27 protein-coding genes and 2 pseudogenes are annotated in these 25,805 nt (G+C 63.2%); 12 read left to right on the top strand and 17 right to left on the bottom strand.

What is annotated here, in order from left to right:
• Positions 1–55: 55 nt before the first annotated feature.
• From KB879_RS35960 to KB879_RS35945, 4 genes are all read right to left on the bottom strand, one after another.
• On the bottom strand, positions 56–820 hold the full coding sequence (locus tag KB879_RS35960) for an amino acid ABC transporter ATP-binding protein (RefSeq protein WP_211982598.1): 765 nt from the start codon (positions 818–820) through the stop codon (positions 56–58).
• Positions 821–869: 49 nt separating this feature from the next.
• A complete protein-coding gene (locus KB879_RS35955; protein WP_211982596.1) occupies positions 870–1,520 on the bottom strand; it encodes an amino acid ABC transporter permease in 651 nt (216 codons plus the stop codon).
• Between the two features lie 12 nt (positions 1,521–1,532).
• Positions 1,533–2,192, bottom strand: a complete 660-nt coding sequence (locus KB879_RS35950; RefSeq protein ID WP_211982594.1) for an amino acid ABC transporter permease — start codon at positions 2,190–2,192, stop codon at positions 1,533–1,535.
• A gap of 75 nt (positions 2,193–2,267) precedes the next feature.
• Entirely contained in the window at positions 2,268–3,062 is a 795-nt protein-coding gene (locus tag KB879_RS35945) for a transporter substrate-binding domain-containing protein (RefSeq protein ID WP_211982592.1), read from the bottom strand.
• Positions 3,063–3,364: 302 nt separating this feature from the next.
• On the opposite strand from KB879_RS35945, the gene KB879_RS35940 reads away from it, so the two are divergent.
• The 4 genes from KB879_RS35940 (at position 3,365) to KB879_RS35925 (ending at position 7,861) form a co-directional block, all read left to right on the top strand.
• Positions 3,365–4,249 carry a MurR/RpiR family transcriptional regulator gene (locus tag KB879_RS35940; protein WP_211982590.1) on the top strand — a complete coding sequence of 295 codons (885 nt, stop codon included), beginning with the start codon at positions 3,365–3,367 and terminating at the stop codon, positions 4,247–4,249.
• 66 nt (positions 4,250–4,315) lie between these two features.
• Positions 4,316–5,542, top strand: a complete 1,227-nt coding sequence (locus tag KB879_RS35935) for a diaminopropionate ammonia-lyase (protein ID WP_211982588.1) — start codon at positions 4,316–4,318, stop codon at positions 5,540–5,542.
• Positions 5,542–6,822, top strand: coding sequence for a Zn-dependent hydrolase (locus tag KB879_RS35930; protein ID WP_211984491.1), 1,281 nt, complete (start codon positions 5,542–5,544; stop codon positions 6,820–6,822). The genes KB879_RS35935 and KB879_RS35930 overlap by 1 nt, the downstream gene beginning before the upstream one ends.
• 70 nt (positions 6,823–6,892) lie before the next feature.
• Complete coding sequence (locus KB879_RS35925; RefSeq protein WP_211982586.1) at positions 6,893–7,861, top strand: N-carbamoyl-D-amino-acid hydrolase; 969 nt, start codon at positions 6,893–6,895, stop codon at positions 7,859–7,861.
• Between the two features lie 65 nt (positions 7,862–7,926).
• Here the strand turns inward: KB879_RS35925 and KB879_RS35920 are convergent, their stop codons facing one another.
• A complete protein-coding gene (locus KB879_RS35920) occupies positions 7,927–8,937 on the bottom strand; it encodes a methyl-accepting chemotaxis protein (RefSeq protein WP_249221375.1) in 1,011 nt (336 codons plus the stop codon).
• A gap of 234 nt (positions 8,938–9,171) precedes the next feature.
• Here KB879_RS35920 and KB879_RS39845 point away from each other — a divergent pair, with 234 nt between their 5' ends.
• On the top strand, positions 9,172–9,465 hold the full coding sequence (locus KB879_RS39845; protein WP_249221374.1) for a hypothetical protein: 294 nt from the start codon (positions 9,172–9,174) through the stop codon (positions 9,463–9,465).
• Between the two features lie 50 nt (positions 9,466–9,515).
• Here KB879_RS39845 and KB879_RS39840 read toward each other — a convergent pair whose 3' ends face one another.
• Positions 9,516–9,719 (bottom strand): CYTH domain-containing protein, encoded by a 204-nt coding sequence (locus tag KB879_RS39840; RefSeq protein WP_249221373.1) that lies wholly within the window; start codon positions 9,717–9,719, stop codon positions 9,516–9,518.
• Positions 9,720–9,935: a hypothetical protein gene (locus KB879_RS35910; RefSeq protein WP_211982583.1), complete on the bottom strand. Its 216-nt coding sequence runs from the start codon at positions 9,933–9,935 to the stop codon at positions 9,720–9,722.
• A gap of 483 nt (positions 9,936–10,418) precedes the next feature.
• Between KB879_RS35910 and KB879_RS39835 the strand changes: the two genes are divergently transcribed.
• The 6 genes from KB879_RS39835 (at position 10,419) to KB879_RS35875 (ending at position 13,809) form a co-directional block, all read left to right on the top strand.
• The gene (locus KB879_RS39835; RefSeq protein ID WP_249221372.1) at positions 10,419–10,871 is read left to right on the top strand and encodes a hypothetical protein; all 453 of its coding nucleotides are present in this window, start codon (positions 10,419–10,421) and stop codon (positions 10,869–10,871) included.
• A gap of 397 nt (positions 10,872–11,268) precedes the next feature.
• Positions 11,269–11,592 carry a helix-turn-helix transcriptional regulator gene (locus KB879_RS35895; RefSeq protein WP_211984482.1) on the top strand — a complete coding sequence of 108 codons (324 nt, stop codon included), beginning with the start codon at positions 11,269–11,271 and terminating at the stop codon, positions 11,590–11,592.
• Between the two features lie 11 nt (positions 11,593–11,603).
• A complete protein-coding gene (locus KB879_RS35890; RefSeq protein WP_211984483.1) occupies positions 11,604–12,086 on the top strand; it encodes an ArsI/CadI family heavy metal resistance metalloenzyme in 483 nt (160 codons plus the stop codon).
• Between the two features lie 10 nt (positions 12,087–12,096).
• On the top strand, positions 12,097–12,591 hold the full coding sequence (locus KB879_RS35885; protein WP_211982581.1) for an arsenate reductase ArsC: 495 nt from the start codon (positions 12,097–12,099) through the stop codon (positions 12,589–12,591).
• A gap of 13 nt (positions 12,592–12,604) precedes the next feature.
• Positions 12,605–13,099 (top strand): arsenate reductase ArsC, encoded by a 495-nt coding sequence (locus KB879_RS35880; RefSeq protein WP_211982578.1) that lies wholly within the window; start codon positions 12,605–12,607, stop codon positions 13,097–13,099.
• Between the two features lie 5 nt (positions 13,100–13,104).
• Complete coding sequence (locus tag KB879_RS35875; RefSeq protein WP_211982576.1) at positions 13,105–13,809, top strand: MIP/aquaporin family protein; 705 nt, start codon at positions 13,105–13,107, stop codon at positions 13,807–13,809.
• A 314-nt stretch (positions 13,810–14,123) separates the two neighbouring features.
• Here the strand turns inward: KB879_RS35875 and KB879_RS35870 are convergent, their stop codons facing one another.
• Positions 14,124–14,537, bottom strand: a complete 414-nt coding sequence (locus KB879_RS35870) for a biopolymer transporter ExbD (protein ID WP_211982574.1) — start codon at positions 14,535–14,537, stop codon at positions 14,124–14,126.
• Between the two features lie 463 nt (positions 14,538–15,000).
• On the opposite strand from KB879_RS35870, the gene KB879_RS39830 reads away from it, so the two are divergent.
• Positions 15,001–15,354, top strand: a complete 354-nt coding sequence (locus tag KB879_RS39830; protein WP_249221371.1) for a hypothetical protein — start codon at positions 15,001–15,003, stop codon at positions 15,352–15,354.
• Positions 15,355–16,589: 1,235 nt separating this feature from the next.
• On the opposite strand, the pseudogene KB879_RS35860 reads toward KB879_RS39830, so the two are convergent.
• The 9 genes and pseudogenes from KB879_RS35860 to arsS form a co-directional block, all read right to left on the bottom strand.
• Positions 16,590–17,041: pseudogene (locus KB879_RS35860) on the bottom strand (Hsp20/alpha crystallin family protein); the annotation flags it as partial.
• A gap of 1,042 nt (positions 17,042–18,083) precedes the next feature.
• On the bottom strand, positions 18,084–18,845 hold the full coding sequence (locus KB879_RS35855; RefSeq protein WP_249221370.1) for a DUF547 domain-containing protein: 762 nt from the start codon (positions 18,843–18,845) through the stop codon (positions 18,084–18,086).
• Between the two features lie 61 nt (positions 18,846–18,906).
• Positions 18,907–20,289 (bottom strand): radical SAM protein, encoded by a 1,383-nt coding sequence (locus KB879_RS35850; protein ID WP_211982568.1) that lies wholly within the window; start codon positions 20,287–20,289, stop codon positions 18,907–18,909.
• Between the two features lie 89 nt (positions 20,290–20,378).
• Positions 20,379–21,230 carry an S-methyl-5'-thioadenosine phosphorylase gene (gene mtnP / locus KB879_RS35845; protein WP_211982566.1) on the bottom strand — a complete coding sequence of 284 codons (852 nt, stop codon included), beginning with the start codon at positions 21,228–21,230 and terminating at the stop codon, positions 20,379–20,381.
• 4 nt (positions 21,231–21,234) lie between these two features.
• Complete coding sequence (locus KB879_RS35840; protein WP_211982564.1) at positions 21,235–21,885, bottom strand: TIGR04282 family arsenosugar biosynthesis glycosyltransferase; 651 nt, start codon at positions 21,883–21,885, stop codon at positions 21,235–21,237.
• Entirely contained in the window at positions 21,861–22,571 is a 711-nt protein-coding gene (locus KB879_RS35835; protein ID WP_211982562.1) for a TIGR04283 family arsenosugar biosynthesis glycosyltransferase, read from the bottom strand. The genes KB879_RS35840 and KB879_RS35835 overlap by 25 nt, the downstream gene beginning before the upstream one ends.
• Positions 22,571–23,272, bottom strand: coding sequence for a TVP38/TMEM64 family protein (locus tag KB879_RS35830; protein ID WP_211982560.1), 702 nt, complete (start codon positions 23,270–23,272; stop codon positions 22,571–22,573). The genes KB879_RS35835 and KB879_RS35830 overlap by 1 nt, the downstream gene beginning before the upstream one ends.
• Positions 23,273–23,295: 23 nt before the next feature.
• Positions 23,296–24,777, bottom strand: a pseudogene (locus KB879_RS35825) (NAD(P)/FAD-dependent oxidoreductase); the annotation flags it as partial.
• A gap of 48 nt (positions 24,778–24,825) precedes the next feature.
• Positions 24,826–25,791 (bottom strand): arsenosugar biosynthesis radical SAM (seleno)protein ArsS, encoded by a 966-nt coding sequence (gene arsS / locus KB879_RS35820; RefSeq protein WP_211982556.1) that lies wholly within the window; start codon positions 25,789–25,791, stop codon positions 24,826–24,828.
• Positions 25,792–25,805 lie beyond the last annotated feature (14 nt).

Raw genomic sequence — 25,805 nt, 5'->3', positions numbered from 1 at the left:
GCCTGCCGGGCCGCGGAACACACCCCGTGCGTCGGCCAGCGCCGGCGCTGGCCTGTCAGCCATGCATGGCGGACAGGAACTGCTGCAGCTCGGGGGTACGCGGCTGGCTGAAGATCTGCTCCGGTGCGCCGGTCTCATGCACCTTGCCCTGATGCATGAAAACGATGCGGTCGCTGACCTTGCGCGCAAAGTTCATCTCGTGGGTGACCATGATCAGCGTCATGCCGCCGGCAGCGAGCGACTCGACCACGCTCAGCACCTCGCCCACGAGTTCCGGGTCCAGTGCCGATGTGATCTCGTCGCACAGCAGCACGGATGGGTCCATTGCCAGTGCGCGCGCAATCGCGACACGCTGCTGCTGCCCGCCGCTGAGTTGGTCGGGGTAGCTGTCGCACTTGTCGCCAAGGCCGACGCGCTGCAGCAAGGCCTGCGCGCGCCGGTGCGCTTCCGCCTTTGGCACACCCTTGACGAGCGTCGGCGCGAGCATCACGTTCTGGCAAGCAGTCAGATGCGGAAACAGGTTGAAATTCTGGAAGATCATGCCGACGCTCTGGCGCAGCTCGCGCATTGCCTTCGCGTCGCCGTGGCGCAGCGCCTGGCCATCGATGGACAACTTGCCTTGCTGAAAATGCTCGAGCCCGTTCAGGCAGCGCAGCAGCGTGCTCTTGCCGGACCCGCTGCGGCCGATGATGCAGACGACTTCGCGCCGGCCGATCCTGAGGTCGATGCCCTTGAGGACTTCATTGTCGCCGTACCGCTTGCGCAGCCCCTCGATGTCGACAAGGGCAAAATGCTCGGTGGTCGCGTGTAACGTGGACATGGATGGAAGGTTGGTTGGCTGGTGATGGGTCGGTGGGATGCGCGCCAGCTCAGCCGTGCGGCTGCAGCCGGCGTTCTAGCCTGCGGCTCCAGACCGACAGCGGAAAGCACAGGGCGAAGTACAGCAGCGCGACGCAGCTGTAGACCAGGAAAGGCTGGAAGGTCGCGTTCGAGATCATCTGCCCGGCCTTGGTCACCTCGACGAATCCGATGACGGAAGCCAGCGCCGTTCCCTTGATGACCTGTACCATGAACCCCACCGTCGGTGCCACCGCAATCCGCGCCGCCTGCGGCAGGATCACGTAGCGCAATTGCTCGCTCAGGTTCAGTGCAAGGCTGGCCGATGCTTCCCACTGCCCGCGCGGAATCGCGTCGACGCACCCGCGCCAGATTTCCGTCAGGTAAGCGCTGGCATAGAGCGTCAGGCACAATGCCGCGGCAAACAGCGCCGAGGTCTCGACACCGATCAGCGCCAGTCCGAAATAGGTCAGGAACAGCTGCATCAGCAGCGGCGTGCCCTGGAACAGCTGAACGTACAGGGCAATGCCGCGCCGGACTCCCGGCACGTCGGCGATGCGCGCGACCAGCAGCAGAAGGCCGACAATGCCGCCGCCGGCGAAAGCGATCAGCGACAGGCCGATCGTCCAGCGCAGCGCCAGCAGCAGGTTACGGAAGATGTCCCACAGGGAAAACTCGATCATGGCCGCCTCCTCTCAGCGGCCGAATACGAACCGCGGCCCGATCCAGTTCAGGGCCTGGCGCACCAGCACCGCCAGCGCAAGGTACGCCGCGGTAACGCCGATATACGACTCGAAGTTCCGGAAGGTGCGGCTCGCGATGAGGTTCGCGGCATAGGACACCTCCTCCGCCGAGATCTGGCTGCAGACCGACGAGCCCAGCATCACGATGATGACCTGCCCGACGAGCGCGGGCCAGACGCGCTTGAGCGCAGGTGGCAGCACCACGCGCGTGAAGATCTGCCAGCGGTCGAGCGCCAGGCTCTGTGCCGCCTCGATCTGGCCACGCGGTGTCGACACCAGGCCGGCGCGCACGATCTCGCAGGCATAGGCGCCCAGGTTCAGTGTCATCGACAGCACGCATGCCACCTCCGGCGCCAGCCGCACGCCGATCGACGGCAGGCCGAAGAAAACGAAGAACAGCTGGATGATGTAAGGCGTGTTGCGAATCACCTCGACGTAGCCGCCGACGATGGCGCGGATCCACCCTGGCGCGTGCAAGCGTGCCCAGGCGCAACCGATACCAAGCAAGGTACCGGCGGCCGCCGAGAACGCCGTCAGCAGAACAGTCAACCAGATGCCTTGCAGCAGGAACGGCCACTGGGAAAGGACGGGCCAGAAATCGAAGGAAATCATGCGAAACAGCCTGACGAAACCGATGGAAGGACCCGCGGCAGCGCATGCCGCCGCGGACTGGTGCCTGACCGGGGGTTACTCCGGCAGCTCGCCCGTGCCGCGGCCGAGCCAGCGCTGCGCGTAGGCGCCCAGCGTGCCGTCGGCCTTGGCCTGGCGCAGGATGTGGTTGACCTTGCCCAGCAGCGCGGTATCGCCCTTGCGCACGCCGATGAAGTTCGGTGAGTCCTTCAGCAGCAGCTTGTACTCGGCATCCACCTTCGGGTACTTCTGGATCGCTGCGGCGGCCACCGCGGCCCCGGTGGCGACCAGTTGGGTCTGCTGCGACACGAACGCGGCCACCGTGGAGTTGTCATCCTCGAACCGCTGGATCTTTAGCGTAGGCGGCGCGACCTGCTGCAGCACGTCGTCCTGGATGGTGCCGCGCGTCACGGCAATGGTCTTGCCGCCGAGGTCGGCAAAGCTCTTGATGCTCAGGCTCTTCGGACCGAACACGGCCTGGTAGAACGGTGCATAGGCGATCGTGAAGTCGATCACCTTGGCGCGCTCGGCGTTCTTGCCCAGCGCGGACACGATCAGGTCGATCTTCCGGGTCTGCAGGTACGGAATGCGGTTGGGCGTGCTAACCGGCACCAGCTCCGCCTTGACGCCCATCTTGTCGGCAATCATCTGCGCGACCGCCACATCGAGGCCCTGCGGCTTCAGGTCCGGGCCCATGAATCCGTACGGTGCAAAGTCGACCGGGATGCCGATCGCGATCGATTTCTTCGCCATCACCGCATTAAGGGAATCGTCAGCCCTGGCCGGCGCCATGGCGAACATGGCGGCCGTCGCGAGGATGGTGGCAACGGCGGTGAACTGTCTGCGTCTCATAAAACACCTTTATCTTCAGTCAGGTCGGGAAGCCGGGCAAACTGCAAGATGCATGCCACGCCCTCCCGGGATGCCACGAACGCCTGCCTTAAGAACAGGAATTCCTTTCAAATCAACCCATTACGCGACCTGAACTCGCTTACGGGATGGGCTGGCATCGTGCTTGCTTAGGCGAGCAGCCATCATGAAATTTTGGTTCCACAAGTGCAACAATGAGAAACCATGGTTTCATAATTGTGCGAGACGGCGCCAAACTGGTGCAGCGCCATGAAACCCTGGCCATTGCCATCCATCATTCAGACATGACCGCATACGACACGCTTGAAGCGCAGATCACCCAGCGCTACAACGAGTTCTCCGGCGCAGACAAGAAGCTGGCCGACGTGCTGCTCACGCGCAAATCCGAACTGCTCGGATACTCGGCGACCGAACTCGCGGCGCTTGCCAGCGTATCCAAGGCGAGTGCGGCGCGATTTTTCCGGCGGCTCGGCTATGCCGACTTCGGTGCCTTCCGGCAGGAACTGCGAGATCAGCGCGCAAGCCAGTCGCCGCTGGCCAAGATGGACCGCGCCGAGCCCTTGCGCGGCGCGCGCGCGGGAGCGGCTGTGCCGGCACTGGCCGGGCTGCAGGCGCATGTGCAGCACGACGCCAGCCGGCTCACCGGCCTGCTCGGACAAGTCAGCGAACGCGCGCTCGACACCACGCTGCATGAATTGGCCGAGGCACGCCGTGTCTGGGTCGTCGGCTACCGCAACGGCTTCATGCTGGCCTTCTATGCCAATGCCTTGCTGTCCCAGGTACGCCCCGAGGTCTATTTGCTCAACGACCAGGCCGGCAAGGATGCCGAGCTGATCGCGGAAATCGACCGAAAGGACGTACTGCTCGCGGTCGACTTCCGGCGCCGTGCCCGTCGGCTGGTGCCCATCGTCGCGCTGGCCGCGGAAGCGGGCGCCAAGGTGATCCTGCTCAGCGACACGCCGGTATCCGCGCTGTCGACCCGCGCCACCGCCGTATTGCGCTGCTCGCACCACGGCGACCAGGTGTTCGACTCGTATGTCGTCGCGGTCAGCCTCGTCAACTATCTCGCGACCACGATGGCCGAACGCGCACGCACCCCATCACGGGCACGGATGGCGCGGATCGAGCGGGCGCATGAGCGGCTCGACGATCTCGACCTGGAGTCATAGGCCTCGCACATGCCCGCACCGTCGTACCCTGTTCCACGACCCATTCCCGCAAGCATCGGAAGTTCCATGTCTACGCTACCGCAACTCAAGCTCGATCTCTTCGTCAATCCCGCGCGCTCGCGCAGCGAACCCTATGGAAGCGCACGCGATGCCATTCTCGGGGCAACCGCGCTGGCCGCCGCGCAACGTGCCATCAGCGCCTGGGACGGCTACCGGCCCACGCCACTGCACGCGCTGCCGGCGCTGGCCGCAACGCTGGGCGTCGGCGCGATTCACTACAAGGATGAGGGCACGCGCTTCGGGCTGGGCAGCTTCAAGGCGCTGGGCGGCGCCTATGCCGTGGGCCGGCTGCTCGCTCGCGAGATCAGCCGGCGGGTCGGCCGCGACCTGAGCCCGGCCGACCTTGGGGCGCCCGAACTGCGCGGGCTGTGCGCCGGCTATACGGTCACCTGTGCCACGGACGGCAATCACGGGCGCTCGGTCGCATGGGGCGCCCGCCAGTTTGGCGCGCGCTGCGTGATCTACATTCACGCTACCGTCAGCGAGGGACGCGAGGCGGCGATCGAGCAGTTCGGCGCCACCGTGGTGCGCACGACCGGCAACTACGACCAGGCAGTCCGGCAAGCGGACCGCGATGCCAGCGAGAACGGCTGGCATGTGATCTCCGACACGTCGTATCCGGGCTACATGGACGTCCCGCGCGATGTCATGCAGGGCTATCAGGTCATGGTCGACGAGGCGGTGGGCGCACTGCCCGAGTGGCCGACGCACGTCTTTGTCCAGGCCGGCGTGGGCGGCTTCGCCGCCGCAGTCTGCGCCTATTTCTGGGAACGCGACATGGCCCATCGCCCGGTGTTCGTGGTCGTCGAGCCGCAGGCGGCCGATTGCCTGTACCGCAGCGCGCGCGCCGGCCGAGTGACGGCGGTGACCGGCGAACTCGATACGCTGATGGCGGGCCTTGCCTGCGGGGAGGTTTCGCTCCTGGCGTGGGAGGTGCTGGCCGAAGGCGCCGACGCGTTCTGCACCATCGACGACACGGCCGCTGTCGCAACGATGCGCCTGCTCGCCACGCCGGGCGGCGGCGATCCCGCCATCGTCGCCGGCGAGTCTGCCGTCGCGGGCCTGGCCGCCGCGATCGCGGCGATGCAGGATCCGCAGGCGCGTACGGCGCTCGGCCTGGGCGCCGACAGCCGCCTGCTGTTCATCGGCAGCGAGGCGGACACCGATGCGGCACTCTACGCGAGACTGGTAGGACGCACCGCGGACGCCGTGCGCAACGGAGTACCGGCATGATGGCCAGCACCCGCGCCGACACCCGCCCGGGCCCGGTGCCGGGCAACGACGAGTTTCCGAAAATCGACGGCGCGCGGCTGCTGCACCGGCTCGACGCGCTGAACGCGCACGGCGGCATCGACGGCGGCGGCGTCTGCCGGCTCGCGCTCACCGACGCCGACCGGGCCGGCCGCGACTGGACCGTCGCCCAGATGCGCGCGCTCGGCATGGCTGTCACCATCGATGCGATCGGCAACGGCATCGGACTCTATGCCGGCCGGGAAGACCTGCCGCCGGTCATGGTGGGCTCGCACATTGACACGGTCCGCACCGGCGGCCGCTACGACGGCAACTATGGTGTCATGGCCGGACTGGAGGTGGTCGCCACGCTGCGCGATGCCGGCGTGCGGCTGCGCCGGCCAGTGGCAGTCGCCTTTTTCACCAACGAGGAAGGCGCACGGTTCCAGCCGGACATGATGGGCTCGCTGGTCTATGTGGGCGGCATGCCGGTCGACGAGGCGCTCGCCGCTGGCGGGATCGACGGCAGCACCGTCGGCGTGGAGCTGGAGCGCATCGGCTATCGCGGCCAGGCGCCGGTCGGCCTGCCCGAGGTCGACAGCTTCATCGAACTTCATATCGAACAGGGTCCGGCGCTGGACCGCGCGGGCATGCAGATCGGCGTGGTGGAAGGCGTGCAGGGCATTAGCTGGACCGAGTTCGTGCTGGAAGGCGTCTCCAACCATGCCGGCACCACGCCCATGGCGCTGCGGCACGACGCCGGCTACTGCGCTGCGCGCATCGCCACCTTCGTGCACGATCTGGCGCTGCGATACGGCGGTCGTCAGCTCGGCACGGTCGGCGCCATCCGCTTCGAGCCGAACCTCGTCAACGTGATTCCGAGCCGCGCCACGTTTACCGTCGACCTGCGCAACACCGACAGTGCCGCACTCGCACGGGCGGAGGCCGAGGTGCTCGACTTCGCACGGCTGACATGCACTGCGCAGGGTGTCTCGCTGCGCCATCGCTCGCTGGCGCGCTTCGAGCCGGTAGCATTCGATCCCCGGGTGATCGGCCTCGTGCAGCAGCACAGCGACGCACTCGGCCTGTCAAGCCTGCGCATGCCCAGCGGCGCGGGCCACGATGCCCAGATGCTGGCGCGCGTCTGCCCGGCCGGCATGATCTTCGTTCCCAGCGTGGGCGGACTGAGCCACAACGTGCGCGAGTTTACCGAGCCGGATGACCTGATGCGGGGCGCGCAACTGCTGATGCGCGTCGTCGTCAGCCTCGCCAACCGCCCCTGAACATGGCGGCGGCCCTCTGGCAAGAGATTCCCCCCTACCCCCTTCGTCCCCGAAATTCCAGGAGTCAATCGTGTCCCGATTCGTACATGTCGCCCTTGGCCAGCTTGGCCCGATCACCCGTGCCGATACGCGCGTGCAGGTGGTTGCCCGGCTATGCGAGATGATGCGCGAAGCCCATGCCTGCGGCGCGCACCTGATCGTCTATCCCGAACTGGCACTGACCACGTTCTTCCCCCGCTGGTACATGGAAAGCGAGGACGAGATCAACAGCTTCTTCGAACGCGAGATGCCCGGCGCCGATACGATGCCGCTGTTCGAGCTGTCACGCCGGCTCGGCGTCGGCTTCTACCTCGGCTATGCGGAGCTGGCCAGCGAGAACGGCCGCGACGTTCGCTACAACACGTCGATCCTGGTCGACCGCACCGGCACCATCGTCGGCAAGTACCGCAAAGTCCATCTGCCGGGGCACCGCGAACACGAACCGTGGCGCCGCTTCCAGCATCTGGAGAAACGCTATTTCACGCCCGGCGACCGGTTCGGCGTTACCGAGGTTTTCGGCGGCAAGATCGGCATGGCGATCTGCAACGACCGGCGCTGGGCGGAAACGTACCGCGTCATGGGCCTGCAAGGCGTTGAGATGGTGCTCATCGGCTACAACACACCGGTCCACAACGCACCCGCGCCGGCGCATGATGACCTGTCACTGTTCCACAACCAGCTCTCGATGCAGGCCGGTGCTTATCAGAACGGCACCTGGGTGGTCGGCGTAGCCAAGGCCGGCGTGGAGGAAGGTGTGGACAGCATCGGCGGCAGTTGCATCATCGCGCCATCCGGTGAAGTGGTCGCCAGTTGCTTCACCAAGGGCGATGAGGTGGCCATCGCCCGCTGCGACCTCGACTTCTGCGCGCTATACAAGCAGACCACCTTCAATTTCGACCTGCACCGGCAGCCTCACGCCTACGGCATGATCGTCGAGCGCAAGGGCGAGGCGCTGCGCGCGGATGGGTCACCGCTCGTTGCCCTGAAGCAGGCAAGCTGAACGGCAGCTGTCGGCCCGGAGGCGCTGGTAGGGCCAGCCTCCTCTGGGAACTGCATCTGCCCCCATCAGGCCACAGCCTCCGTCCTGAACACCGCCATCGCCCGCTGCATATGCTGCGCCTGTTCCTGCAGCGACTGCGCCGCGGCGGCCGCCTCCTCCACCAGCGCGGCGTTCTGCTGCGTGACCTGGTCCATCTGCGCGATCGCCTGGTTGACCTGGCCGACGCCGGCGCTCTGCTCGCGCGAGGCGTGGCTGATCTCATCCATCATCACGGTCACGCTGCGGATCGCTGAGACGGTGCTTTCCATGGTGGCGGCCGCGTCCAGCGCCAGCGTGTTGCCGGCAGCCACGCGCTGCGCCGACTGGGAGATCAGCAGCCGGATTTCCTTGGCCGAACTGGCCGCGCGCTGGGCAAGCCCGCGTACCTCGGTCGCCACCACGGCAAAGCCGCGCCCGGCCTTGCCCGCACGCGCTGCTTCCACTGCCGCGTTGAGCGCCAGGGTATTCGTCTGGAACGCGATGCCGTCGATCACCGCAATGATGTCGACTATGCGACGGGAATCGGCCTCGATCTCCTCCATGGTCTGCCGCATACGGCTCACCGCTTCACCGCCCGCCAGTGCAACGCCCGATGCCTCGCGCGCCAGTTCACTGGCCTGCTCCGCGCCGCCGGCGTTCTGCTGCACGGTGGCAGTCAGTTGTTCCATGCTGGCGGCAGTCTGCTCCAGCGACGAGGCCTGCTCCTCTGTACGCTGCGACAGGTCGATATTGCCCTGTGCAATATCCCCGGCCGCCGCCAGCACATTGTGCGCACCCGCCTTGGTATCGCCGATCAGCGCGCGCCAGCGTTCCACCAGCGACAGCAGGTGCCGCTTGACCTCGCTGAATTCGTCGCGCCCGTGCACCGATACGTGCACGCTGAGGTCGCCTGCGTTGATGCGCTCGACCATACTGGCCACCTCGTGCACGTCGTCGCGCATACCGCGGCTGAAGCCTGCGAACAGGTAGAACGCGATCGCCAGCGCGCCTAGCGCCACGCCTGCCACCATTGCAAAGCAGCCGTTGCTGCGCGGCAATTCGCTCAGCCAGCATGGTGCTGACGATGGCCGAGAGCGCCTTGTTGGTGACGAGTACGCCATTGATCGCTGCGCTCGCTTCGTCGAAGTACGCCTTGGCCTCGATATCTATACCGCTCGCTCCCAGCGTCCGCACCTTGAGCGTGCGGTAGAAGTTGTCCATCGCCGTCAGCCTCGCCAACGCCGCATCGATCTGCGCCCGCAGGGCCGGCGCTTATGTTGCGCACGCGTGTGATGTCGTGGCGTACCGCGTCCAGGCCATCGCGGATCGGCGAGTCCAGCGCGCTGCGCATCGTCAAGTCCAAGAAGCAACTGCGCGCTGATCAGCCAGTGGTTCAATGCGAGGAGTTCCACCTCCGCACCTTGTGGCAGGCGCAACAACGCCACCGTGCGGTGGACCTCGGTGGTAAAGAGGGGATTCAGGCGTTCCGCCAGATCCTTGTTGCGAAGCAGTTCGCCCAGCGCCGTGTCCTGCGGGATCCGTCCCTGCAGTGCGCCCAGGCCGGGCACGGGCCCGGGATTGGCTGATTCGAACTCTTCACGTTCGTACAGGCCTCCACGTCGCTTGCCGGAGGTCTTCAGGGTCTGCAGATATGCTCCCCTGCCTGCCGCACGCGCAGGGACAGGCGATGCCGGTGGAATGACAGGTCGGCCGTATCGAAATATGTGCTCACCAGCTTGTCTTCGTGTGGCTGCTCCACGCAGTAGGAGGCAAACAGCGGCAGGTCGATCAGCCGGTCGACCTCGTCCTGCAGCAGTTCCAGCTTGAGTTCGCGTTCCATCTATCCGAACTTTGCTGAGTTCTCGAACTCAGCGAACACGCGCGCCTGGACTGATTCCATGAGGGCCAGGACCTGGGCATCTGCCGGGAGGGTGGCGTCTTTCGGCTTCGCGCCAAGCGGATAGAAGACAAAAAGCGTGTCGAACCTGCCTGCCGACTCTTTCTTCAGGTTCCGGTTGAGCGCTTCCAGGTACCGCTTCTTGACGGTCTTGGACACAGGGTTCGTGGCTCTCTGTTGTTGTCAACAATGACACGCGTGCCGATCGTGCCCAGCGTGGCTGCTATCGTTGCTCGGAACGCCGCATAGCGGGCCATTGTGCTGGCTACTGCAGGTTGATTGTCCTTCATGCTGCCCCGCACAACTTGCGGCGCGGCCGGGATGCGGCTTCTCCTGCGACTGAGGGCAGCGGCCTTCAATTCGGCGCTTGCGAAGGCATCTTCCTCCAACGGAACCGCCCGTCCGGCCCGAAATATTGTTTGGACTGGCCCGGTCACCGTATGGTGTCGGACGAGTACCAAAGCCTTCGGCTTCATGGCCATCTTGCCACCTTTTCTGAACATAACATGATCGCGGTAGCTTTGAGCATGCGCGACTTCGGAGCCTTTTCCGTAGAAGGCTGCGTAGTCGCAGACGGTCACTTACGGCATCGGAAAGATTTATGCTTGGCGATGTCGCCAGCCAAAATTGAGGGGGTGCTTCATGACGCAGCGAGCACGTGATCTCTATCAGAGTTCCAATGGCGACCGATGGTCGCTGGTTCACGACCTGGACTCAGGGCGAGTTTTCATCCGGCATGAGTCCAACATGCCATCGGGCGGCCAGACATCCGAAATAGCGTTGGCGATTTCCTCGTGCGCGATGCGCACGGACCAGAACATGCCGAGCTGTTACGGCTTATCGGAACGCTTGTCGAATCCGGATGACTTCGGGGATCGGCCGCCTGTGGAAGTGGACGCTGCCGTCTCCTCGCAGACGCTGTGCAAGTGCGACGCTCGCGGCATGGTGGTGCGGCGCACGGTATTCATCGCGCGCCCCTGCGTCATAAAGCCGGGCGGCGTCTGCCGTGCACGCTACCGCTTCTACGCAGACATGGGCGCGCAGGGGATACCGTGTCAAATAGTTATGATCTATCGGGGAAAGCAGCGCTGGTGACCGGCGGTGCAAAGGGGCTCGGCCGGGCGATCGTTGCACAACTGATCGACAGCGGCGCAAGCGTTCACGCTTGGGGATATCTTGCCGTTCCAGATGGACTCGTGAGGTCGTCGATGTCTCCGGTGCTGAGCAGGTGGCGTTGGTGCTGGCGCGACTGGTCGATGCGGGATTTCGCTTCGGCATCCTGATCAACGCTGCCCGCTACCTCGGCCCTGGGACGCTTTTTGTGGAGACTGCAGTTACCGAAATAGCGAGACTATTCGGCCTCGAGTCCCATCGTGCCGTGAGCGCCTTTAGGCACTTCGGTTGCAAGGCCACCCTTAGCTTCCGTTCGCGCTGTACCTGGCAAGGCCCAACAGGGGTTTCATTTGTTCTATTATTCGAGTATATTGGAAATATGGAAGAAAATGACGTCGTCCGCTCCCTTGCCGCGCTGGCGCATGGCCTGCGCCTTCAAGTCTTTCGGATGCTGGTGGTCGCCGGTCCCGAAGGTCTGACGCCAGGCGCCATCGCCGAGCAACTTGATGTGCCCGGCGCGACCTTGTCGTTTCACCTCAAGGAATTGATGCATGCCCAACTGGTGACCCAGCAGCGCGAGGGCCGCAACCTGATCTACCGCGCCGCGTTCGATCACATGGATGCGCTGCTGGGCTTCCTGACCGCCAACTGCTGCCAAGGGCAATCCTGCCTGGAAGCGAGCGCAACCTCCTGCCAATGCTGATGGAGAGTTCTATGAAGCGATTTCACGTTCACCTCCACGTCGACGACCTAGGAAAAAGCATCGCCTTTTATTCCAAGCTGTTTGCCGCTGAGCCCACGCGGGTCGAGGGCGACTATGCAAAATGGATGCTGGACGATCCACGCATCAACTTCGCGATCTCGACACGAGGCAACCAGGCAGGCGTCGATCATCTTGGCTTCCAAGTCGACGATGCCACCGAGCTGGCGGAACTGAAGGCGCGCGCCGAAGCCGCCGATCTGGCGCTGCTCGACGAAGGCGAAACCACCTGCTGCTACGCACGCAGCGAGAAACACTGGGTCACCGACCCGCAAGGGATCGCGTGGGAGCATTTTCACTCGCTCAGCAACATCCCGGTGTTCAGCGAAGGCAAGCAAGACGAAGCCGCGGCCGAGTCCTCGGCCTGCTGTGCACCGCGCGCGCCGCGTGGCAAGCCAATTGGCATTGCCGTGAAGTCTGGTTCCTCTTGCTGCTAGAAGTGCTGCCGTGGTGGACAAAATCTACAATGTACTATTCATCTGCACTGGCAACTCAGCGCGTTCCATCGTGGCTGAAGGTTTGCTTAATCAGCTCGGGAACGGCCGCTTCAGAGCCTATTCGGCAGGCAGCCATCCCACTGGCCGTGTGAACGCCTATGCGTTGCGCGAGCTGGCACGGTACGGGATCCCGACAGACGGATTCCGGAGCAAGAGCTGGGACGAATTCTCCCGGGACGGCGCCCCCGCACTGGATTTCGTTTTTACTGTCTGCGATAAGGCCGCCGGCGAAGCGTGCCCGGTCTGGCCAGGCCAACCGATGACGGCGCACTGGGGCGTACCGGACCCTGCCGCGATGGAAGGCACGGACGAACGCAAGCTGCAAGCCATTCGCGATACGGCAATCACCCTCAAACGACGCATCGAACTCATTCTTTCGTTGCCGACTTCCAAGCTCGACAACGTGGCGCTGCACAAGGCAGTGCGCGACATTGGCCAGCAATAATCTCGTCCCTCCCATGACCACCAACGTACTGATCCTCTGCACCCACAACTCTGCGCGCAGCGTCCTGAGCGAAGGCATGTTGAACTACTGGGCTCACAAGCTGGGCAAGGATGTGCGCGCCTACAGTGCCGGCAGTGCGCCGAGCGGTCGCATCAATCCGTTTGCTCTGGAAGCACTTGCCAATGCAGGTGTCGACACCGCCGGGTTCCGCAGCAAGAGCTGGGATGAATTCGTCGCGGACGGTGCGCCGCAAATACACATCGTCATCACCGTTTGTGACAGCGCTGCTGCCGAGCAATGCCCGTACTGGCCAGGCAGCCCGGTCAAGGTGCATTGGGGATATGCTGACCCGTCCAATGCGCCGGGCGGCGACGAATGCAAGCGTCAGGCCTTTGAACTGACCCGGCAGGCCATTGGCTATCGGATGCTGCAACTGCTGATGCTGCCGCTGGATACCCTCAGCCACGCCGAGTTGCAGGAACATCTGGACCGTATCTCAAAGGGCTGAACGTCATGGTCGATATACGGAACAGGCTGGCTGCCGAGGGGCTGGGAACAGCACTGCTGCTGGCCATCGTCATCGGGTCGGGCATCATGGCGGAGCGGCTTGCCGGCGGTAACGTCGCGGTTGCACTCCTCGCCAATACGGCGGCCACGGTCGGGGGTCTCTACATCCTGATCGAGGTCTTCGGCCCGATCAGCGGCGCCCATTTCAATCCCGTGGTCAGTGCGGTCATGGTGGCACAGGGCGAGTTGCCTGGCGCGGCGCTGGTCCCATACATCGCTGCCCAGCTTGTGGGCGCGGTATTGGGGGCTTGGCTCGCGCATGCCATGTTCGACATGACGCTCCTGCAGTTTTCCGCCAAGGTGCGCAGCGGGCCGGGGCAGTGGATTGCGGAGACGGTGGCAACCGCCGGTCTGCTCCTGGTGATCCTGCGCGCTCCGAACGGCCGGGCCTCGGCCATGGTTGCAGCCTATATTGGTGCGGCATACTGGTTCACCGCCTCCACGTCGTTCGCCAATCCGGCGGCGGCATTTGGGCGCATGTTCAGCGACAGCTTCGCTGGCATTGCACCGGGCAGCGTGCCGGGCTTCGTGCTGGCTCAATGCGCAGGCGCAGCCATTGGACTGATACTGCACCGCATGCTCGAACCACGCCACGTGCGCCGTGGCCATCCCAATGTCATCGAGTCTTCTGGCGAGCATCAAGCGGATTGAGGTGAAGCACCTAACGAGGAAGACGCCAAATCCGTGACTCCAACGGCGACACGGCCCCGCCTATCCCAACAACCGGGCGTATGCCAACGTAGCTTCCAGGATTGCACCCCCGCTCTCTCAATTCTACGGCCAGGTGTCGCCGTGGGGGTCAGCCTGTGCCGACATAGATCGCAGTGATCCGCGGGTGCCGGCGCCAGCCCGCGTCTTCGGCCCGCCCCCCCGGACCAAGGGGGCTTTTGGTAGCCCATTCGGCGATTTTTCCCCCCGCGACTGGCGTGGGGAGCCACGCTCATCGTGCGCACTGAGTTTCCCGTTCAGTGCCTCGGTTCGGTAATGAAACCGATCTTGCCAAGTCCGCCGTGCTGCGCGGCGGCCATCACTTTGGCCACGCGCTCGTAGCGCACATCGCGATCTGCGCGCAGATGCAACTCAGGCTGCGGCTGCTGTTGCGCAGCTTCCGCGATGCGCTGGTCCAGCGTGGCCTCGTCGACCTCCTGCTGGTTCCAGTACATCTTGCCCTGTGCATCGATCGATACGTTGATGTTCTGCGGCTTGGAGTCGTTGGGTTGATTCGTCGCACGCGGCAGGTCGATCTCTACCGCTTGGTGGATGACGGGAATCGTGATGATGAAAATGATCAACAGCACCAGCATGACGTCGATCAGTGGCGTCATGTTGATCTGGCTCATCACGTCGTCATCGTCTCCGTCGAGCTTACCGAATGCCATGATGCTTTCCTTCCTGGTCAGCTAGCGACGCACAGTTCTTGACGACCAGCTGCACGGCGAGCAGCTGGTCAGAGGGGGTAATCCGTGTTGCAATTTTGCCAGCTAACAACACGCTTAGTGGGTCCACAATGCCTGGTTACTCCGCTGCTGCGGTCGTGGTCTGGGCTGCTAGTTGCCTATGCCCGGGCGTTGATCCGCGTCAGTCATTTGTGTGCATCTGGCGATACCCACCGTGCGCTCGTCGTCGGGGCCAGCGATGGCGTATGCCGGCCACCCGCTCATGGATTTGGGATTCAGCCCATCTGCAAGCGCAATGAAGGGGCAAGGCCCACGGGCTCCTGCTTGCATACGGTAATACCTAGCTTCTAGGATCCAATAAGTGGGTTGCCGGTCCTTCCCTGTCCTCTGCGCAACCGCATCCACCGGGTTCCGAATTCGGACATCCATTCAAGGAGTTAGCGCCATGGCTGACTGCCCTTTGCAACACCCCACCAATCACCCTCACCAGCACGGGCCCAATTGTGGACATCTCGCCGTACGTCATGAGGGACATGTTGATTATCTGCATGACGGGCACCTCCACAACCTGCACGGCGATCACATCGATGAGCACGTGCTTGCAATAAGCGACACCAATCCCGATCGGTGTACCCCCAATCATCAGTGCGGCGGCCATGACCCTAACCATAAGCACGGCCCTGGCTGCGGCCATGAGGCAGTACCGCACGGCGACCATGTCGATTATTTGGTTGGCAATCATCTGCATCATCCCCATGGGGATCATTGCGATGACCATGGCCCCTTGTTGCTCGCCTGACATCATTGCATTGAAATAGGCCGAGCAAGGTCAGAAATGACAACACGCATCGCTTACTTACTGTTCGTTCCAGCGGTAACAGCACTGGCACTTTCTCCTGCGGGCGCAGCCGATGGCTCCTCGCCCGCCAGCGGCGATGCCATGCTTGTTATACAAACCAACCCTCAGCGCATGACATCTCCGCCACGCACCGTCGACATCATCAAGCAGGAAATGCGGCAAAGGCAAACGACCCCGGTGGCGCGTGCCGGCAGCAGGGCAAGGAGCCATCCTCGTTCGCAAGACGGCCGGGAGAGCCAATCCAGTCGCTCCACCAGGGAGTCAGGAATCCAAACATCGCAGGTCAGAGGTCTGCGTTGGCGAACTGCCTTGCTGGCCCACAGTGCTGCCCATGCAGTTGGCCGTGGTCCGTAGCATACGGTCGGTCAAATACTGCTTGAACGCATCAACGTGAGGGGCTAGCGGTTCCTTGGCGAGTCAAAGCCGGTAGTTGAGGCAATCGAACGTTCGCCATGGCGGTCCCCTTTGAACATGTTCGGGCGAAAGCTTGCAGCGGTTTCTGTCGCGGACATGAAGGCTGTTCTTCAGACGGCGTCGTTGAAGGTAACTGATAAGGTTTGAGCCTGCTGCCCCGGGGCAGCAGGCTACCGAGGGCATCGGTGGCTTCCAACGTTGGGAGGGCATTCGCTGCGGTGCGACTAAGTAGTTACGCGAGACCCAGCGACATCTGGCTGCGCGATTCGTACGATCCATGCGGGTTTTCCGGGTGATGTCTCGCAGAAATCATTGCTTCCCCCGGCTAGCCGAGATAGGGCTGGCCGTCCGTCGGATCCCTTTGGGTGGTTATGGCGGACAGGGCTTCACTTGGAGATATCAATGATGAAAGTCGTCCGCGAAGGGTGATGGCCCGTTTGAGGCGGATGTCTTTAGACCTGGCATTCCGGACAGGAACTCCCCCAGGGATTCCCTCACATATGTCGTTACGCCGTCATGGGCCGGCGATCGTTACGCCCGGGAGGCGGTCAAGAGTGTCCACGATCGCTCTGCCGTCATGGGTGGCCTCGCGCAGTAAGTAACCTGCACCTAGCCTCAGACAACGACTTCCTCCGAAGTGGTCGCGTCCCGACCGAACGGCGAGAAATACCTGCGCAGGCGGCTCGGCGCGCCCGCGCTGGCCGAAGCGCGAGCGTCTGGCGCGGGCGCACGCGTCACGCACCTCGCCACCGGCAGCAGCATCAGGTGCCCTTGATCGGGATCTTCCTTTCGGCCTTTCTGGCTTCCGGCGTCTTGGGAAGTGTCACCGTCAGCACCCCCTTCGTGAATGTCGCCTCGATCTTGTTGGCGTCGACACCTTCAGGTAAGCGGAACGCGCGCTCGAAGGAACCAAAGTGGCGTTCATGGAGATGGTAGCCCTTGTCTTTCTCTTCTTTTTCTATGTGCTTTTCGCCTCTGATCATCAGCCCACCATTGGCGAGCTTGACCTCGATGTCCTTCTCATCCTGCCGGGCAGCTCGGCCGTGACTTCGTAGGAAGTCTCGGTCTCCACGAAATCCACGGCAGGCCCCGCAGGCCAGGCCCATTCCCGGCGCCAGAGCGGGACGATGTCGTGCATGGGCCGCTGGAGCAATGAGACGCCGAATCCGCGGCCGAAATCCTCGAACAGTCGATCGACCTCGCGACGCAGACTCGCAACGGATCCCAGGCTTGTGGCATCCACGAGCACACAGGCCCTGATCATCGTAGTTTCACCTGACTGCTTTAAGGCAACCTTGAGCGCGCGAGCCAGTTGTCGATCTGACTGAGCCAGGACGTGTAGATTGGCGTTATACAACATCGGGGAACGTCGCGAACTGCTTACTGATGCGCCTTTTCGCGGTCTTTCTGATGGTCTCCCGGGCTGCCAGTACCTGACTTTAGTGCGTGAACGGGCCCTGTCCCTTTGGCTGTGGCCGGCCTGCACCCTCCACATCAGGGTTACACGCGAAGCATAAAGCGACGTCTCCATCTTGATGGAGCGCAAATATCCCGGAATCTGGCGGCTCCTTTCGCAGCATCGTCTTCTATAGTGTCAGACAGATGTCACGAGAGCTGGTGCTGCGTACGTACCAGGCAATGGTCCGTCAAATTTTGCCGGAGACAAAAGATGTTGAGTCCCCACGAGATTGCAGCCCTGATGGTACTCAGTGACGCGGAAGCTTCCTGTGAACTGAACCCCTTTGACGTTGTCGCTCTTGTCGAGCGCCAGTTGGTCCACTTCGAAGCCATGACACCACGCCCGAGTCAGATTCAAGTTACCAGGAAAGGCCGGCAACTACTGGAGGCGATCAGCAGGGGCCGCTGACAGAACGGCTTAGTGCGGTGCTAGGCGGTTCGCCGTTGAACTCGCCGTTGACGATTTCGTGCCAGATCATGCACACCGAGGACCCGGTCATCGCGCCTCAGAAACGTCGCCTCGGAGGCCGGACGAAACCCGGCGAGGTCAACGCCGGGATCCCGTCGCGCGGCGGTCCGCCGCGGACGATTTCGTCTCGAAGTACCAGAGCGCCTTGCAGGTCGAAGCCATTGGCATAGCGATCGCCGCGCCGGGCCGGGCTGCTCCAGCGGCGGCGACACACGCCAACGTCAGCAGCCAGCCATAGATGCGGGACAACTTGGCGATGTACCCGACGATTGGGCAATGCATCTGTGACAACCTCCAGGAATGCGGCTCGCGCCCGATGCCGCGAGTGTCATGTAACGGCCTGGCAGACGCGCTCTTGCGTGTTGACGGTCCAGTCGTAGGGGATGAACTCAATTTTCATGTCTGGTGGAATTTCCCTTGCCATATAACGATTGATGAATGCGATCAACGTTGGACTTCGCTTCAGAAAATCGTCCTGGTAGAACTTGAGGATCGAAGAAACTCGCACGGTGCCCCCTGCTAGATCAACTTGAAGGTTTCGCGGCTCGCTGAAGAAATGTCGTGCGGACGCATCAAGCTGCGCGTCGAGGTGTTCACCAGAGAATGGCTGGTTTGGCAGTTGAGGACAGCCCACCACCATGCAGTTCAGCGCAAAATGTACGCGCTCGTCCCCCAAGGGGCGGATCACGCTGTTTTCATAGGTGTACAGCGTCATTGCCGTCCCGCCGATCGTGAAGCGCCTGCCCCCAAAGAACCGCAACCGCGTCAGCCATCCCAGCGCCTTCGGCCTGCCGGAAGCAATGATGTTGTACATGGCAAGTGCGTTGTAGGAATTGATGTAGTAGGCTATCGCGTCCTTTCGCGTCGGGAACGCAGCCGGCTCGCTTTGCGGACTCACGCGCTCGACATAGTCGAGGTAAGCACGCAAGTCGGCCTGGTCATTGGCAAGTCCGCAGAAGTCCACCTGCCCGTGCTCATTCACATATTTGTGAAGCACGCGCGCCCAGTGTACGTTCGCGTCAGCGACCGTGCTTTGCGCAGCGGACGGGGACAAACAGCTTGCCGTCAGCACTATCAGAATGGCAAGCAACGAGTACCAAAGGCTCCGGAGTAACATCGTAAGTCTCACCCAAATGCGTCCATGGTTTCCATCACAGGCTGGAGCGTCGCGGCGACCAGTCGCGTGCGCGACCTTTTGCGTGCCGATGCTGCCGTGCCTCCCCATTTCCCACAATCGCTAGCTCCGGCTCTGTTGTCTCGGTGCCCGTAAGCGGATTCCAAAACAGCGTCGACGTGGTCCGGTGGAACCGGATCGGCCGCAGAATGAAGGTGTCGCGTTTCGCGTTGTGCAAACACATGGATATGGGGCCGCCGGCGGTGATGACCTTGAATGCACAAGCCTCAATCCGGTCCGCTTCCAGCTTGGTCGCATCCATGAAATTGTGAATAACGAACGACAGCGTCCGTACACGCCCCCTGCTTCTGACGAGATCCTCCCGCATTGCCCAGGCTTTTCGCGCCAGCCATCCTAAGACCGACGGCAAGAAGGCAGGGTGTCCGCAAAGCCAGTACGCCAGCCGGCGGGCCGTCACGGTGGGGTGAGCCCGGTCAAACTGCACACCAACCGTGGCGCACTGCAGGGCTGCCACAAGGCGCAAATCGTCAAAGGCGTTGTAGAGGCTTCCGTTCGCCGCCAGGCACATTGCATAGCGGCTACACGCTGGATGTCCAACAAGGGAGGCCGAAAACTGGAGCGGCGTCCCCGCCCCGCGCTCAATCTGGGCTACGGCGGTTGCGGAGGTAATTGCCTGGCCACGCGCACCTTGTATGCCTCTGCCGATGTCAGCCTGCAACTGGAAGGACGCCGTGCGGATCCGGCCAGCATGGGCCCGGAAGAATGCGACGACCGCTGGAATCTCTTCAAAGTTGCCATCATGAACGGTGGTATTGAACATCACCGATAGCGGCAGTCCAGCGGTACGCTCGAGGTAACGCTCGCGCAGGGCATTCAACTCGACTTCGGTCTGGTAGCCCCTTCGCTGCTGGGTGGTATCGACATGGAAGGCGACGTCCGCCAATCCCGCAGTCGCCAGATCGCGCAGCAGATCCCGCGTCGCCCGAATACCATTGGTCATCAGCGTAGCGCGCATGCCCAAGGCATGGATCCGGTGCACGATGGCGAGCAGCTCGTCACGCTTGCGCAAGGTCGGCTCGCCTCCCGTCACCTGAACGTCGGTGTTCCTCCCAAAGGCGACGAAGATCTTCTCCACTCTCGTCATAATCTCCGCGAGAGGGAGATCCTTGACCGCCTCCGAGTTCTCGGACAGATAGCAGAGCGTACAGTCCAGATTGCAGCGCTGGGTGATCTCAAGCGCCACGCAGCCGACCGGCCATCGCTGCCCCATCTGCTGGTTGGCTTGGGCGAGCCCTTTCTGGGCCATGACGGCACGCGCGCGTGCCAAGGCGTCAGCGGGAGATTGCGGCCAGGGCTCAGGGCCTCGCGCGTCGATTTCCTCTCTTGACATGTATGGCATGATTCGTCTCCCTTGGGAGCATTCGGTTTGCCTTTCCCTTCCCCCGGAGCCACCGCGCCCGCCCCGGTGCATTGGGGTCTCCGGTCTCATTACGCCCTCAGGATCTGCAGCAGTTCCCGCTTGTTCGCGGGAACTGCCCCCTCCGGGGTCAGTACCGCATCGCTCAGTGCGTGGCGACAGGGACAGGCGTCGTAGTCAGGCAAACCTGTCGACAGAATCCGGGCCAGGATCTGCCTGGCCCTGCCGAGACTCTCTGCGTAGCGGGCGATCACCGCAGCGACGGTGGCATGTTGCGCGGGATCCTCGAGCCAGCAGTCATAATCGGTGACAATGCCCAACGTGCAGTAGCAGATCTGGGCCTCTCGGGCGAGGAATACTTCCGGCACGTTTGTCATGCCCACGACATCGCACGCCATGGCGTCGCGCAGGAAATGGCTCTCGGCGCGGGTGCCCAGGCGCGGGCCATCCACACAGCCGTAGACCGCTCCGGAATGGATGGGTAGCCGCAGCTCGGTCGCGGTTGCTTCGAGTGTCGAGGCGAGCCGGGCACAAGTGGGTTCGGCCGAAGAAACATGTGCAACCAACCCTCCCCCAAAGAATGTCTTTTCCCGGTTGCCTCGCACCCAGTCCACATATTGGGATGGGATGGCGAAGTCGCCTGGCGCGATTGCCTGCCTGAGACTACCGACAGCGGACAGCGCAATGATCTGGCGTACACCGAGCGTTTTCAGGGCGTAAATGTTGGCCCGGTAGTTGACCTCATGTGGCAGCAGTTCGTGCTGCCGGCCGTGCCGGGGCAGAAAGATGACTTCCGTGAGTCCAAGGCGACCGTGCAGGACTGGCGCCGAGGGCACGCCGAATGGCGTGTCGACCCGGTGCTCCCTGATCACTTCGAGCCCATCGATGGCATAAATCCCGGTTCCGCCGATAATCCCTAACATGTGTCTACTCCTCGTCAGTTCTGAAGCTGGGTGCCGCCGAAAGCAGCGCGTTGGGGACATGTCGCAGATCGGCGGGGTCGTCCACATCCGGCAACGCGGGCTGCTCTGCCCACTGCCAGCCAAGCTCGCTCAAGCGCTTGCGCGTTTCCGTCATGACCGTCGCGGTGCTCCAGCGTATTGCCGAGAACAGATGCGGATCAACGCGCCGCAGGCCGAGCAGTACGTAGCCGCCATCGCTAGCCGGGATCAGCACTGCATCATGGCCCACATGCAGGGATCGCGCCGCGGCCTGGAGCCGCGGAGGGTCCAGCCCCGGACAATCGGTGCCGATGATGAGGACGCCGCCGGCACGCGCCAATGCGCGGCGGGCCGCCGAGGCCATTCTCTGGCCGAGATCCCCCTCGCACTGTTGCGACAGCGTCGCCCTGAATTCTCGTGCGCAGGCCAGGAATGCTGGATGTCCTGTATCCGGCGTACAGCAAACTTCCACCGGACCAATTCCGGCCGCACAGGCCGAGGCCAGCGTATGCCGCAGCAGCCGCTCGGCCAGCGCCGCGGCCCCCTTTGCACCCAGCGCGGGAATCAGCCGTGTCTTGGCATACCCGGGCACGGGGGCTTTGGCAAAGACGATCAGTTCGCACGGTGAGGGGCGCATGCGTGCTCCTTGGCTTCATACTGTTGTGCCAGCACTGCGGCGCTGCGTCCAAAATAGAACTGCAGGCGCAGCCACCACATCAGCCATATCGTCCGCCAGAGTCCGCGCTGTTCCCATCGCCTCCCGGACGTGACCACGCGCGCACGCAAACATGCCGGCGGCCCAAGCTCCTTCAAGCGGGCCGACAACACGATGTCCTCCATCAGCGGCAGATCCGGATAACCACCGACGGCGAAGAACGCCTCACGGCGCACGAATATCGCCTGGTCCCCGGTGGCAATGCCAGTGAGGCGCGAGCGAAGGTTCGCCAATGCCGCAACCACAGACAGGAGCCGCAGGCTTCCGGCAATGCGGATATCGAACCGGCCCCATGCCCGCTGTCCCGCTTGCACGGTGGTGCGGACGGCCACTTCGGCCGTGGCCGGCAGACGCGTGTCCGCATGGAGGAAAATCAGCAGGTCGCCCCTAGCGGCGGCTGCGCCGGCATTCATCTGGCGCGCGCGGCCGCGGGACGCGATGATGACCTGATCGGACTGGGGCCGCGCCAGATTCGCCGTGCCATCCGCGCTGCCCGCGTCCACCACAATGATTTCCACCCCGTTGCGGCGCAGCGGCTGCAATGCGGCAAGCGCGTCTTCAATATGCCCTGCTTCGTTCCAGGTCGGGATCACGATTGACAAGCGCACTAGCGTTCTCCCCGAAAGCGGTTACTTGTCTGAATGCGTCGCACGACAGTTCTCGCGGCAAGTGGCAGCAACCCTATTAACGCGAACGAGCCGAGCAGAGCTGGAGACAAGATCTCGGCAGCACTGCTAATGCGTGCCAATTGAGTGCCGGCGTTCACATAGACCACCGTACCGGCGAGCATGCCGACTTGGCTGACCCAATAAAAGGTGCTGGTCTTCATGGGTGTCAGCCCCATGACCAAGTTGATCGTGAAGAATGGCACCAATGGGACCAGTCGAAGTGCGAATAGATAGAATGCGCCCTCCTTCGCGAGACCGGCATGGATTGATGCAAGCCGATCACCGAAGCGGCGTTGCACTGCCTCGCGAAATAGGTAGCGCGAGACAAGAAACGCCAGGGTGGCGCCAAAGGTTGAAGCGAATGACACTAGCAAGGTGCCGACCCACAGCCCGAAGATCGCGCCACCGGCCAACGTCATGATCGCGGCGCCGGGCAGGGAAAGCGCCGTAACAGAGACATACAGCAGGAAATAGCCCGCGATTGCCTCAGCCGGATGCGCTGCATAGTAGCCCTGCAATGCCGCCTGGCCCGCTTTCAAGTGACCCAGGTTCAGGTAGCGGCCGAGATCGAGGCCAAAGTACGCCCCGAATAGCGCCATGATCGCCACTATGATCAGGACGCGGTTGCGGTTGACTTTCATGGGGTCGGTTCCCGACGGTCTCATCATTCAGGCTCCCCACGCATGGCCGCTACGCCACCGCGTCGCCATGCATGAAAACGCCCGAGCCATCGCAGCACCTGCTGCGGGGCGTGCGCCTGCTTCCACGCGCCGGCCGCGTTCCTGTTGGCCTCGGCGAGCGTCGGATAAGTGTGGACGGTAGCAAGAATCTTATTGAGTCCCAAGCCGTGCTTCATCGCGAACACGTATTCCGCAAGCAGATCTCCGGCATGATCGCCGACGATGGTGACCCCGAGGATCTTGTCCCGGCCTGGTTTGGTCAGCACCTTGACGAAGCCGCGGGCGCACTCATCGGTGATCGCGCGATCCAGTTCGCCCAGGTCATAGCGGGTAACCGCATAGGGAATCCCGTCCTCCGCGCAGTCCTGCTCGCTACGACCCACACGGGCCACCTCCGGATCCGTAAAGGTGCACCATGGCATCACGGCGTAGTCGGCCTTGAAGCGCCTCACCCCGCCGAACAGAGCGTTGACCGTTGCATACCACGCCTGATGCGCCGCGGCGTGGGTCAGCTGAAACGGCCCCGCGACATCGCCGCAGGCGTAGATGCTAGGATAAAGCGTCTGTAGATAGGCGTTGGTCTCGATAGTGCGGGCCGGTGTCAGTGGGACACCGAGTGCCTCCAGGCCATAGCCCGCTGCGCGTGGGGTACGTCCGACTACGCATAACAAGGCATCAAACTCCAGGACCAGTTCATGCTCGCCGCGGCTGGCGATCAACCGCTTCTGGTCGCCGACTTGCTCGCAGCGCACCGCACGGTGCCCGGCCAGCACCTGCACGCCGTCCGCCGCCAGTGCCGCCGCAACCAGTGTGGAGACCTCCGGATCCTCGCGCACCATGAGCCGCGGCAGCATCTCCACCAGCGCAACTTCCGCCCCAAAACGCCCGAAAGCTTGCGCCAGCTCGCAGCCGGCCGGGCCACCGCCGAGCACGATTAGCCCTCGAGGTAGCGCACGGAGGGACCAGATCGTCTCGGTGGTGTAATAGCCGACCGTTTCCAGGCCTGGGATTGGCGGCACCACGGGCTCCGCCCCCGTCGCGATTACGATGGCACGGGTGGCGAGCGTACGACCGTTGACGTCGACGGTCCAGGGCGAGGTAATGGTGGCTCGGCCCTGGATCACTTCCGCGCCGAGCGAGCGATACCGCTCGGCCGAATCGTGCGGCGCGACCGTTGCAATCACCCGATGCACCCGTGCCATGACTTCGGCGAAATCAAAGCTGATCTCGGCCTTGGCAATGCCCAAGGCAGCCGCGTGCTCCGCCTGCTTGAGAAACCTCGCCGAGCGCAGCAGGGCCTTGGAAGGTACGCACCCGGAATTCAGGCAGTCGCCCCCCATCCTGTCGCCCTCGATCAGTGTCACTTTCGCTCTAAGCGCCGTCCCGAGGTAAGCGGTGACGAGCCAGGCCGCCCCGGCGCCGATGACGACCAGATTGCTGTCGAACGCCCTCGGCTTGGGCCAGCGGGTTATCAAGGGTTGATGGCGTCGCATTGCTTGTTTCACGGGACCGACTTAGGCGGCCAGCGCGCCGCCGCAACTGCTGCCCTGACCTGCAGTGCAGCCGTAGCAATGGTCGGCCACGACGATAGGCTGACCGACCAATTCGGCGTGCAACAGATCGCGCAGGTGAGCCCGAGACGAAACGCCAAGCTTCAGCGGCAGACCCAGCATCTGGTTGAAATCGCAGTCGTGGAGATGGCCTTGCCAGTCAACACTGACAAGGCTGCGGCACATCAACCCTTCAAGATTGGCTGCGCTGAAATTGTCCTTCAGCAAGCGCATGTAGTCTGCGAACTGCCCCTTCGAGATCAGTGTGCTGCCAAACCTCTGGATCGGCATGTTCGCGAGGGTGAAGAGCTGATTGAAGACGATGCCGAAATGCGCGTACAGCTCCCGCTTGTAGTCCGTCTCGAGTCTCTCCTGATTGGGCGGCAGAAACGGGCCCGGCGGGTTGTACACGAGATGCAGCACAAGCCCGGTGTCGGGCAGGCCGTAGCCGAGGCTGTTGAGGTGGCGTAGCGCCGATATGCTCTTCCCAAATACGCCGGCGCCGCGCTGGCGGTCGACATTCTCCGCCGAATAGCATGGGAGTGAGGCAATGACTTCCACACGCTGAGCGGCGAGGAATTCAGCGAGATCTTCCTGCCCCGGCTCGAACAGGATGGTGAGGTTGCAGCGGTCGATGACGCGCACGCCCGACGCACGTGCCTCGGCCACGAGGCGGCGAAAATGCGGGTGGAGTTCCGGAGCACCGCCAGTGAGATCGACGGTCGCGAGCCGGCGGGCGCGCAGCACCTCCAGCACCAGATCCACGGTGGCAGCGTCCATCATTTCGATGCGGTTGGGTCCGGCGTTGACGTGACAATGCACACAAGTCTGGTTGCAGCGATAGCCCAGGTTGACTTGCAGCGTCTCCAATGACTTGCGTCGTATCGCCGGGAAATCGGTCTTGCGCAGTAAGGGGAAGGTGGAATGCATGGCGCTTCTCCGCG

It is taken from the genome of Cupriavidus sp. KK10 (genome assembly GCF_018223725.1).
GTDB classification, from domain to species: domain Bacteria; phylum Pseudomonadota; class Gammaproteobacteria; order Burkholderiales; family Burkholderiaceae; genus Cupriavidus; species Cupriavidus necator.
The sequence above is the reverse complement of the archived record's forward strand: the minus strand, read 5'-3'. Positions and strand labels throughout refer to the sequence as shown.